The 10,638-nt window shown below is 74.8% G+C and carries 10 protein-coding genes; 6 read left to right on the forward strand and 4 right to left on the reverse strand.

The window, feature by feature from the left end:
* Positions 1–84 (reverse strand): Na+/H+ antiporter NhaA (locus tag AB0C69_RS29060; RefSeq protein ID WP_360358349.1); only part of this gene is annotated, 84 nt, incomplete at its 3' end.
* Positions 85–651: 567 nt separating this feature from the next.
* Here AB0C69_RS29060 and AB0C69_RS29065 point away from each other — a divergent pair.
* The 3 genes from AB0C69_RS29065 to AB0C69_RS29075 are packed head-to-tail and all read left to right on the forward strand — an operon-like array spanning position 652 to position 4,525.
* On the forward strand, positions 652–2,190 hold the full coding sequence (locus AB0C69_RS29065; protein WP_360358342.1) for an aldehyde dehydrogenase family protein: 1,539 nt from the start codon (positions 652–654) through the stop codon (positions 2,188–2,190).
* Between the two features lie 9 nt (positions 2,191–2,199).
* Positions 2,200–3,357, forward strand: a complete 1,158-nt coding sequence (locus tag AB0C69_RS29070) for an FAD-binding oxidoreductase (RefSeq protein WP_360358343.1) — start codon at positions 2,200–2,202, stop codon at positions 3,355–3,357.
* Positions 3,350–4,525, forward strand: coding sequence for a Glu/Leu/Phe/Val dehydrogenase dimerization domain-containing protein (locus AB0C69_RS29075; RefSeq protein WP_360358344.1), 1,176 nt, complete (start codon positions 3,350–3,352; stop codon positions 4,523–4,525). Before AB0C69_RS29070 ends, AB0C69_RS29075 begins: the two co-directional genes overlap by 8 nt.
* On the opposite strand, the gene AB0C69_RS29080 is transcribed toward AB0C69_RS29075, so the two are convergent.
* Together AB0C69_RS29080 and paaZ are read right to left on the reverse strand one after the other, a co-directional pair.
* Positions 4,470–5,396, reverse strand: coding sequence for a LysR family transcriptional regulator (locus tag AB0C69_RS29080; RefSeq protein ID WP_360358345.1), 927 nt, complete (start codon positions 5,394–5,396; stop codon positions 4,470–4,472). The two genes, AB0C69_RS29075 and AB0C69_RS29080, sit on opposite strands and share 56 nt — an antisense overlap.
* 96 nt (positions 5,397–5,492) lie before the next feature.
* Positions 5,493–7,532 carry a phenylacetic acid degradation bifunctional protein PaaZ gene (gene paaZ / locus AB0C69_RS29085; protein ID WP_345187182.1) on the reverse strand — a complete coding sequence of 680 codons (2,040 nt, stop codon included), beginning with the start codon at positions 7,530–7,532 and terminating at the stop codon, positions 5,493–5,495.
* Between the two features lie 215 nt (positions 7,533–7,747).
* Here paaZ and mgrA point away from each other — a divergent pair, with 215 nt between their 5' ends.
* From mgrA to AB0C69_RS29100, 3 genes are all read left to right on the forward strand, one after another.
* On the forward strand, positions 7,748–8,773 hold the full coding sequence (gene mgrA, locus AB0C69_RS29090; RefSeq protein ID WP_360358346.1) for an L-glyceraldehyde 3-phosphate reductase: 1,026 nt from the start codon (positions 7,748–7,750) through the stop codon (positions 8,771–8,773).
* 69 nt (positions 8,774–8,842) lie between these two features.
* A complete protein-coding gene (locus tag AB0C69_RS29095; protein WP_345187186.1) occupies positions 8,843–9,286 on the forward strand; it encodes a YbhB/YbcL family Raf kinase inhibitor-like protein in 444 nt (147 codons plus the stop codon).
* Between the two features lie 3 nt (positions 9,287–9,289).
* Entirely contained in the window at positions 9,290–9,724 is a 435-nt protein-coding gene (locus tag AB0C69_RS29100) for a DUF6343 family protein (protein WP_360358347.1), read from the forward strand.
* A gap of 12 nt (positions 9,725–9,736) precedes the next feature.
* Here AB0C69_RS29100 and AB0C69_RS29105 read toward each other — a convergent pair.
* Positions 9,737–10,638, reverse strand: a 902-nt coding sequence (locus AB0C69_RS29105; RefSeq protein ID WP_360358348.1) for a helix-turn-helix transcriptional regulator, incomplete at its 5' end; no start/stop codon positions are given.

Below are 10,638 nucleotides of genomic sequence, written 5' to 3' on the forward strand. Positions count from 1 at the left end.
GGCGAGCACCGCCAGCGCGAACGCGATGTCCGTCGCCGTCGGCACCGCCCACCCGCTGGCCGCGCCCGGCGCGCCCGCGCTCACCGCCAGGAAGAACGCCGCCGTCCCGGACGTCGCGGAGCGGGTCGCCGCCGGGGACCTGGCGCGCCCGCTCCAGGAAGAACGCGCCCGACCGGTAGTGCAGGAGCGCCGGGTCGTCCGGGCGGAGGGCGGCCGCGACGGCCGCGTTGCCCTCGTGCCCGGCCGAGCCGATCGTGTAGAAGCCGTGGCCCTGCGCCTGGAGGCGCCGGGCGGCGAGGTCCAGGTGCCGGCTGCCGAGCTGCGCGTCGAACAGCTCCAGGCATCGCTCGCCGGTGAGCGCGCCAGGCGGAGCGGGCGCGCCGGAGGGCGCCAGGGTCGCGGCCGTCTCGAGGAAGTGGACGTCGGCGGGCTCGGGCATGCGTGCTCCTGGGTGCGGATCGGGACGCGTGTCGAGCATCGGACGCCGCCCGGCCGAGGCCAAGCCGCGCGAGGCCGCGAACCGGTGGGGAGTTGGCCAAGGATCGCTTAACGACGCCCCCGGGAGAGCCTCAGCCCGGCTTGGCCTCGCGGTAAGGAAGCCGCGCTCTGCCCGATCTTGGCGCGGGCGGGCGGCCCGTTCAGGCTGGGAGCGTGCTCTCCTCCGTCATCGGCGGCGCCCGGATCCCGGCGGGGCCGCGCTCGTACCGTTCCACCGACCCGTCCCGCACGTCCGAGACGGTCGCGGAGGTGTCCCTCGCGGACGCCGGCGACCTGGTGCGCGCCTGCCGCGCCGCCCGCGAGGCGCAGGACGCCTGGCGCGACGTGCCGGCGCCCGTCTGCGGGCAGGCGGTCGCCGCGGTCGGCCGGCTCGTCGAGGCCAACAAGGCGGCCCTCGCCGCGCTCGTCACCCGGGAGGTCGGCAAGCCCCGCGCCGAGGCCCTCGGCGAGGTCCAGGAGATCGCCGACACCTGCGCGTTCTTCCTCGGGGAGGGGCGGCGGCTGTACGGGCAGACCGTCCCGTCCGAGATGCCCGACAAGCAGCTGTTCACCTTCCGGGACCCGGTCGGCGTCGTCACCGTCGTCACGGCGGGGAACTTCCCGGTCGCGGTGCCGTCCTGGTACATCGTCCCCGCGCTGCTGTGCGGGAACGCGGTGGTGTGGAAGCCCGCCGAGTACGCGGCGGCCTGCGCCGACGCGTTCTACGAGCTGTTCGCCCACGCGGGGCTGCCGGACGGCGTCCTCAACGTGGTCCACGCCGACGGCGCCGAGACCTTCCGCGGCCTGGAGCGGGCGCTGGACGAGGGGCTCGTCGACAAGGTCGGCTTCACCGGCTCCACGGAGGTCGGCGCGCGGCTCGGGGAGCTGTGCGGCCGCCACCTCCAGACGCCGTGCCTGGAACTCGGCGGCAAGAACCCGATGGTCGTCGCCGAGGACGCCGACCTGCCGCTCGCCGTCGAGGGCGCCCTGTTCTCGGGGTTCGGGACGGCCGGGCAGCGCTGCACCTCCCTCGGGACCGCTATCGTCCACGAGTCGGTGCACGGCGAGTTCGTGCGGCTGCTGGACGAGGCGGTGCGCGCCGCGCCCGTCGGCGACCCGGCGGGCGACGTGCTGTTCGGGCCGCTGATCAGCGAGCGGTTCGCGGACGGCTTCGAGAAGGCGCTCGGCTGGATCGGGCCGGGCCACACCGTGCACGGGTCGTCGGCCACCGGGCGGATCACGGCGGCCGCGCCGCGGGAGGGCTTCGCCGGGGACCCGGAGGCGGGGCTGTTCTACCACCCGGTGATCGTCGACGGGGTGGGGCCCGGCGACGCGCTGTTCACGCACGAGGCGTTCGGGCCGATCGTCGGCGTCGCCGCCTACCGGACCCTGGACGAGGCGATCGCCCTCGCCAACGCCCCCGGCTACGGCCTGTCCGCCTCGATCTACACCGGCGACCCGGCGAAGGTCTTCGCGTTCCGCCGGCGGATCTCGGCAGGGATGGTGAGCGTCAACAACTCCACCTCCGGCGCGGAGGCGCACCTGCCGTTCGGCGGGAACGGGCGCTCGGGCAACGGCAGCCGCCAGTCGGGCATGTGGGTGCTGGACCAGTTCACCCGCTGGCAGTCGATGAACTGGGACACCTCGGGGCGGCTGCAGAAGGCGCAGATGGACGTCCTTGAGATCACCCCCGACCTCGGCTTCCGGCTGTAGGGGGCGGCCGTGGGGACCGGGGCGGAGACGGAGGCCGACGTCGTCGTCATCGGCGGCGGCGTGATGGGGACGAGCATCGCGTTCCACCTCGCCGAGGCGGGAGTGCGGCGCGTGGTCCTCGTCGAGCGGGACGCGCTCGGGTCGGGCTCGACGTGCAAGGCGGCGGGCGGGGTGCGGGCCCAGTTCTCCGACGAGGTCAACATCCGGCTCGGCGCCCGCAGCCTGGAGGCGTTCGCCCGGTTCTCCCGGCGGCCCGGCCAGGAGATCGACCTGCACCGCGTCGGGTACCTGTTCCTGCTGTCGCGGCCCGAGGACGTCGCGGCGTTCGAGGCGGGCGTGGCCCTGCAGAACGAGCTGGGCGTCCCGAGCCGGATGGTCTCGGTCGCGGAGGCCCGCCGGCTGTCGCCGCTGATCGTCCCCGACGGGCTGCTGGCCGCCGCGTTCTCCCCCGACGACGGGCACTGCACGCCGGAGTCGGTCGTCCTCGGGTACGCGACGGGCGCGCGGCGGCACGGCGCGGTGATCCGCACCGGCTGCGAGGTCGTCGGCATCGAGACCGGCGGCGGTGAGATCAGGGCCGTCCGGACCACGCGGGGGCGCATCCGCACGCCCGCCGTGGTCTGCGCGGCGGGGGCCTGGTCGGCGGCCGTCGGGCGGATGGCCGGCGTCGACCTCCCGGTCGAGCCGCTGCGCCGCCAGATCGTCTTCACCGGGCCGCTCCCGGACCTGCCGCGCCCCGTGCCGATGACGATCGACTTCGCGACGTCGTTCTACTTCCACGCGGAGGGCGAGGGCCTGATGCTCGGCATGTCCGATCCCGACGAGCGCCCCGGCTTCCGGCTGAGCCGGTCCGACGCGTGGCTCCCCCGGCTCGCCGAGGCGATCGGCGCCCGGGCGCCGCGCCTGCTCGACGCCGGCCTGACCGGCGGCTGGGCCGGCCTCTACGAGATGACGCCCGACCACAACGCGCTCATCGGCGAGGACGCGTCGGTGTCGCGGTTCCTCTACGCGGCCGGCTTCTCCGGCCACGGCTTCCTCCAGGGCCCGGCGGTCGGCGAGGTCGTCCGCGACCTGTACCTCGGCCGCGCGCCCTTCACCGACGTCGCCCCCCTGAGCGCCGCGCGCTTCGCCGGCGACGCCCTGCGCCCGGAGAACAACTGTGTCTGACGTGCTCGCGATGATGGACGAGTGGGGCCCCGAGCGGGTCGTGTGCGTCTCCGACGCCCGGACCGGGATGCGGGGCGTGCTCGTCATCGACAACACCGCCCGCGGCATGGGCAAGGGCGGCATGCGGATGAGCCCGTCGGTGACGGTCGCGGAGGTGGCGCGGCTCGCCCGAGTGATGACCTACAAGTGGGCGGGCGTCGACCTGTTCTTCGGCGGCGCCAAGGCCGGGATCGCGGCGGACCCCGCCTCGTCCGACCGGGAGGCGGTCCTGCGCGCGTTCGTCCGGGCGCTGGCGCAGGAGATCCCCCGCCGGTACGTGGCGGGCCTCGACATGGGGCTGTCGGAGCGGGACGCGGCGATCGTCCAGGACGAGCTGGACGACCGGGGCGCGGCCGTCGGCACCCCGCACGTCCTCGGCGGCATGCCCTACGACGAGCTGGGCGTGACCGGCTTCGGTGTCGCGGAGGCGGCCGACGCCGCCGCCCGGCACGCGGGGATGTCCCTGCGGGGCGCGCGCGTCGCGGTGCAGGGGTTCGGCGCGGTCGGGCACGCGGCGGCGCGGCGCCTGGACGAGCTGGGCGCGGCGGTCGTGGCGGTCTCGACCGTGCACGGCGCGCTGCACGACCCGGACGGCCTGGACGTCGGACGGCTCCTCGCCCTGCGCGCCGAGGCGGGCGACGCGGCGGTGCGGGAGTACGGCGGGCGGCTGCTGCCCCCCGGCGCCGAGCTGTCGGTCCCGGCCGACGTCCTCGTCCCGGCCGCGCTCCAGGACGTCATCGACGAGGAGGCGGCCGCGGACGTCCGGGCGTCGATCGTGGTGGAGGGCGCGAACCTGCCCACCGGGCGGGCGGCGCAGCGCGTCCTCGCCGAGCGCGGCGTGACGGTCGTGCCGGACTTCGTCGCCAACGCGGGCGGCGTCGTCGCGGCGGCGTTCGCGATGGACGCACGCTACTCGGCGTTCCGCCCCGACCCGGACGCGGTGTTCGCCGCGGTCTCGGCGAAGATGCGCGACAACACCGGCCGGGTCCTCGACGCGGCCCGCGCGCAGGGCACGACGACGCACGAGGCCGCCGTCGCGCTCGCCCAGGAGCGCGTCCGCGCCGCGATGGAGCTCAAGGGCCGGTGGCGCCCCCGACCTCGCTCTGGACGCCCCGGGCGACCTCGATGAGGCCGCGCATGGCGTCCTTGACGAGCGGGTTGGTGTTGGTGACGCGGCGCAGCACGGTGACGTGCCGCCGCGGGCTGCGACGGCTGAGCCGCAGCGTCCTCAGCCCCGGCGCGGGGACGCAGCCGAGCGCCGGGACGAGCGCGATGCCGAGGCCGCAGCCGACCAGCCCGCACACCACGGCGTAGTCGTTGCTGCGGAACGCGATGTCGGGGACGAACCCGGCGGTGCCGCACAACCGCAGCAGCGCCTGCGCGCCCGCGCTCTCCGGGCGGCTCGCGATCCACGTCTCCGACCGCAGGTCGCGGAGCCGGACGGTGCGGCCCCCGGCGAGGGGGTGGTCCCGCGGGACGCACAGCACCAGGTTCTCGTCCATCACCGGCGTCTCCACGATCTGGTCGGGCCAGGTGCGCGGGAACAGGTCGTACCGGTACGCGAGCTGGAGATCGAGGTCGCCGTCGAGCAGCTCGGGCAGCAGCTCGTCCGGCTCCCCCTCGGCCAGCGTGATGTCGATGCCGGGCCGCACCCGCGACAGCTCCGCCAGCACCCGCGGCAGGATCCGGGCGCTGGCGGTCGGGAAGCTGCCGAGCTGCAGGGCGCCGCGCTCGCCGCTGGCGACCGTGCGCAGCTCCCGCTCCAGGGTGTCGAGGGCCGACAGCACGTCGTTGCCCTTGCTGACCATCAGGAACGCGGCGCTCGTCGGGCGCACGCTGCGCGCCCGGCGCTCGAACAGCACCAGGCCGCAGGCGCGCTCCAGCGCGGCGATCTGCTGGGAGACGGCGGACGCGGTGTAGCCGAGGTTGCGGGCCGCGTCCGCGAACGAGCCGGTGCGGACGACCTCGCGCACGGTCTGGATGTGCAGGGGACTGATCATGGGCGCACCCCGTTCAGCGCTGAACGTGACCGTCTCCCCCGCAGACGCCTCCCCTCATGCGTATCATCCCGCGGGCCGGGCCCCCAGGCCCGAAGATCAGTCGTGCCGCGGGCGCTTGGCCACCAGCGTCAGGACGTCGTACTTGGCGACCGAGGCCCCCTCCTGGTTCGTGACGTCGGTGTCCCAGCGGACCTCGCCGTAGTCGGCGCCCTCGCGCGGCGAGATCTGCTTGGCCGTCAGGGTGACGGTCAGCTCGTCGCCCGGCTTGACGGGCGTGAGGAACCGGAGGTTCTCCAGGCCGTAGTTCGCCAGGACGGGCCCCGGGGACGGCTCCACGAACAGCCCGGCCGCGAACGACACGACGAGGTAGCCGTGGGCGACGCGCCCGCCGAAGAACGGGTTCGCCGCGGCGGCCTCCTCGTCCGTGTGGGCGTAGAAGGTGTCGCCGGTGAACTCGGCGAAGTGCTCCACGTCGTCGAGGGTGACGACCCGGGGGCCGCCGACGGCGGTGTCGCCGACGCGCAGGTCCTCCAGGTGCTTGCGGAACGGGTGGACGTCGGTGACGGTCCGGTCGGTGCCGGGGACCCAGCGCCCGGTGATGGAGGTGAGCATCGCCGGCCCGGCCTGGACGGCGGTGCGCCGCATGTGGTGCACCACCCCGCGGATCCCGCCCATCTCCTCGCCGCCGCCGGCCCGCCCGGGGCCGCCGTGGACGAGGGCGGGCAGCGGCGAGCCGTGCCCGGTCGACTCCTGGGCGTCCTCGGCGTTCAGCACGAGCAGCCGGCCGTGCCACGGCGCGGCGCCGAGCACGACCTTCCGGGCGAACTCCTCGTCGCCGGTCACGACCGACCCGGCGAGGCTGCCGCGCCCGCGCGCGGCGAGCTCGACGGCCTGCTCGGCGCCCTCGTAGGGCATCAGGGTGCTGACCGGCCCGAACGCCTCGACCTCGTGCGGCTCGGCGCGGCCCGCGTCGTCGGCGCGCAGCAGGACCGGGGAGATGAACGCGCCGCGCTCGGCGTCCGCGCCCACGACCTCGACCCGCTCGGGGTCGCCGAACACGACGCTGCCCGCGTCCATGAGGGCCTTCAGGGAGCGCCGCACCTCCTCGCGCTGGTCGAGCGTGGCGAGGGCGCCCATCCGCACGGACGGGTCGGACGGGTTCCCGACCGTGACCTTCGCCAGCCGCTCCCGGACGGCCTCGGCGACGTCGTCGATCAGGGCGGCGGGGACGAGCGCCCGGCGGATCGCCGTGCACTTCTGGCCCGCCTTCACGGTCATCTCCGTGGCGAGCTGCCTGACGTAGAGGTCGAACTCCTTCGTGCCGGGCGTCGCGTCCGGCCCGAGGACCGAGCAGTTCAGCGAGTCGGCCTCGGCGTTGAACCGCACCGCGTTCCCCACGATGACGGGGTGGGTGCGCAGGAGCCGGGCGGTGGACGCCGAACCGGTGAACCCGACGATGTCCTGCTCGGTGAGGTGGTCGAGGAGGTCGCGGGGCTCGCCGCAGACCATCTGCACCGAGCCCTCGGGCAGGATCCCGGCCTCGACGATCAGCTCGACCAGCCGGGCGGTCAGGTAGGCGGTCTGGCTCGCCGGCTTGATCAGGCTCGGCACCCCCGCGAGGAACGCGGGCGCGAGCTTCTCCAGCGGGCCCCACACCGGGAAGTTGAACGCGTTGATCTGCACCGCGACGCCGCGCGACGGCGTGCACAGGTGCTGCCCGACGAACGTCCCGCCCTTGCCGAGCGGCTCCACGTCGCCCTCGACGAGCACCGTGTCGTTCGGCAGTTCCCGCTTGCCCTTGCTCGCGTAGGCGAACAGGACGCCGATGCCGCCGTCGACGTCGAACTTCGAGTCGTTCAGCGTCGCGCCCGTCATGGCCGACAGGGCGTACAACTCCTCGCGGTGCTCCCGCAGGTGGGACGCGACCGCCTTCAGCAGGGCCGCGCGCTGGTGGAACGTCAGCTCCCGCAGCACCGGGCCGCCGACGGACCGCCCGTACTCCAGGGCGGCGCCCATGTCGACCCCCGCCGAGGAGATCCGGGCGACCTCCTCCCCGGTGACGGCGTCGTGCAACGGCGCCCCCTCCTCCTCCGGGGCACGCCAGGAACCCGACACATAACTGCGCAGCACGACCACTGGGACCTCCTCGTCCAGATCTCAGACCATTCTTGCCACTTCACAGCCCCCTTCACCCTCGCAGACATGACAGTCGGGGCCTCGTTCCTTTGTGTACTCCCGCGCCGCCGCCCGCCGCCGCGGTCGGTGACGCGGATCACCCTCGGGGGGAGGACGGTCCCGACGGGCACCGGCGCCGCGTCCGGTGAGCCGCTTGTCCTGAAATACTCCTGACCATGACCTTCGTGGCAGATAGTGAGCGATACGAGCGGCTCCCCTACCGGCGGTGCGGGCGGAGCGGGTTGAGGCTCCCGGCGATCTCGCTGGGCCTGTGGCACAACTTCGGCGACGACCGGCCGCTGGACGTCCAGCGGGCCATCCTGCGGCGCGCGTTCGACCTCGGCGTCACCCACTTCGACCTCGCCAACAACTACGGCCCGCCGTACGGGTCCGCGGAGACCAACTTCGGCCGGATCCTGCGCGAGGACCTCGCCCCGTACCGGGACGAGATCATCATCTCGACCAAGGCCGGGTACGACATGTGGCCGGGCCCGTACGGCGAGTGGGGGTCGCGCAAGTACCTGCTCGCGAGCCTCGACCAGTCGCTGCGCCGGATGGGCGTCGACTACGTCGACATCTTCTACAGCCACCGCTTCGACCCGGAGACGCCGCTGGAGGCGACGATGGGGGCGCTGGACCGGGCCGTCCGGTCCGGCAAGGCCCTCTACGCCGGGATCTCGTCCTACTCCCCCGAGCGCACCGCCGAGGCGGCGGCGATCCTGCGGGAGATGGGGACCCCGCTGCTCATCCACCAGCCGTCCTACTCGATGCTCAACCGCTGGATCGAGGGCGGGCTGCTCGACACGCTCGACCGGGAGGGCGCCGGCTGCATCGCGTTCTCACCGCTGGCGCAGGGGATGCTGACCGGCAAGTACCTCGACGGGGTCCCGGAGGGCTCCCGGGCGAGCAGGGGGACGTCGCTGTCCACCAGCCTGCTCACCGAGGACAACCTGCGGCACGTGCGGACGCTGAACCGGATCGCCGAGGGGCGCGGGCAGTCGCTCGCCCAGATGGCGCTGGCCTGGTCGCTGCGGGACGGCCGGGTCACCTCGGCGCTGATCGGCGCGAGCAGCGTCGCGCAGCTGGAGGAGAACCTCGCCGCCCTCGACCGGCTCGACTTCACCCCGGACGAGCTGGCCGCGATCGACCGGGACGCCGTCGAGGCGGGGATCAACATCTGGGCGGCCTCCAGCGCGGGCTGACCTGCGGGTCGACCGGGACGGCGCGTGCATCGACCGCGCGTGACGGGGCACGAGCGCCCTATGGAAGAGATGACGCTGAGGAGCGCCGCGTTCCGCGACCACACGCTCATGCCGTCGGACTACTCCCACGACAGCGGGGACCTCTCGCCGCCGCTGGAGTGGTCCCCCGCGCCCGAGGAGGTCGTGGAACTGGCGCTGGCGTGCGAGGACCCCGACGCCCCGGCCGGCACGTTCGCGCACTGGCTGCTCGCCGGCATCGACCCGGTGACCACCGGCCTGGACGCCGGGGAGCGGCCGACCGGCGCCGTCCTCGGGCGCAACGACTACGGCTCCGAGGGCTACGGCGGGCCGAAGCCCCCGGCGGGCGACGACCCGCACCGGTACTTCTTCCGGCTGTACGGGCTGGCGGAGCCGTCCGGGCTGCGCGACGGCTTCACCGCCGAGGACCTGCGCACCGCCGTCGAGGACAAGGTCGTCGCGTCGGGGACGCTCGTCGGCACCTACGCCAGGTGAGCCGTGGGCGGCACCGGAGCGGACGGGCCCGGGCGGCACGAGCCCGACCGGAACGAGCCCGGGCGGCACGAGCCCGACCGGAACGAGCCCGACCGGAACGAGCCTGACCGGAACGAACCCGAGCGGCACGAGCCCGAACTCGGCGAGCCCGAGCGGCACGACATCGGCCGGAAGGACCCGGGCTGGCACGGCCCCGGGTCGCACGGGCCGTACCCGCACGAGCAGCCGCGCGGGGACGAGCCCCTGACCGCGCGCAGCCCGCTGCTCCTGCGGGCGGTGCTGTCCACGGCCGCGCTGGTCGGCGCGGTCGCCGCCGCGATCGTGTTCACGGTGGACGCCTCCGGCGGCGGCTCCATGACCGCGGCGGGCATCTGCGCGGCGGTCGCCGTCATCGCCGCCGTCGACCTCGTGGTGATCGCGCGGCGTGCCCGCCACTGAGCCCGGCGCCGCTCAGTGCCGGTGGTCGGTGGCCGCGGCCCCGGGATCGGCGAGCAGCCGGCCGATCCGGTCCCGGCTCTCCTCGTCGGCCGGCGTGTAGGCGACGAGCCGCGCGTTCGGCGACGCGGTGATGTCCATGCTCGTGGTGCGGGTGCGAATCTCGCCGACGGCGCTGTGCCGGAAGACCTTGGCGCTCGGCCCCGGCAGCGCCACGTCGTGGGACGCCCACAGCCGGGCGAACAGGGGACTGGCCGCCTGAAGGCGCCGGACGAGGTCCTTCCAGCCCGGTTCGTCCAGATGCCTGCTGTACCGGTGCCGGAAGACGGCGACGTGGTCGGACGCCGTGTCCTCCAGGTTCACGACCGGGTTGCAGCACGGCGGCAGCGTGAACATCTTCCACAGCGTGTTGCGCTCGCACGGCGGGGCGTTCACGAGGTGCGGGAAGATCGCGGCGAAGGCGGCGTTCCAGGCCAGGATGTCGGAGCGGGCGTTGACCACGGCCGCGGGCAGCGGCACGAGCGCGTCCAGGATCCCCTGGACGTCCTCGGGCAGGCTCTCGGCCTGCTCCTCGACCGCCGCGTCGGGGACGTCGGCCAGCCGGTACAGGTGCTCGCGCTCGGCTCCGTCGAGCCGCAGGGTGCGCGCCACCGCGTCCAGCACCTGGGTGCTGGCGTTGATCGGGCGGCCCTGCTCCAGCCACGTGTACCAGGTGACGCCGACTCCGGCGAGCTGGGCGACCTCCTCGCGGCGCAGGCCGGGCGTGCGGCGCCGCGGGCCCGGGGGCATCCCCACGTCCTCGGGGCTGATCCGCTCGCGCCGGCTGCGCAGGAACGCCGCCAGCTCCGTGCGGCGGCGCGGCCCCGCGCCGCCGCGGCGGGCGGGGGGCGGGGCGGGGGGACTCGGCCTCGTGCCGG

The sequence above is a fragment of the Actinomadura sp. NPDC048032 genome (assembly GCF_040653175.1).
GTDB lineage: Bacteria > Actinomycetota > Actinomycetes > Streptosporangiales > Streptosporangiaceae > Spirillospora > Spirillospora verrucosospora.

Bases quoted from the DNA above. Each gene is read 5' to 3' on its own strand.
- AB0C69_RS29080 (WP_360358345.1), bottom strand. From the start codon at position 5,396: ATGATCAGTCCCCTGCACATCCAGACCGTGCGCGAGGTCGTCCGCACC.
- mgrA (WP_360358346.1), top strand. From the start codon at position 7,748: ATGACCTTCGTGGCAGATAGTGAGCGATACGAGCGGCTCCCCTACCGG.
- AB0C69_RS29095 (WP_345187186.1), top strand. From the start codon at position 8,843: ATGACGCTGAGGAGCGCCGCGTTCCGCGACCACACGCTCATGCCGTCG.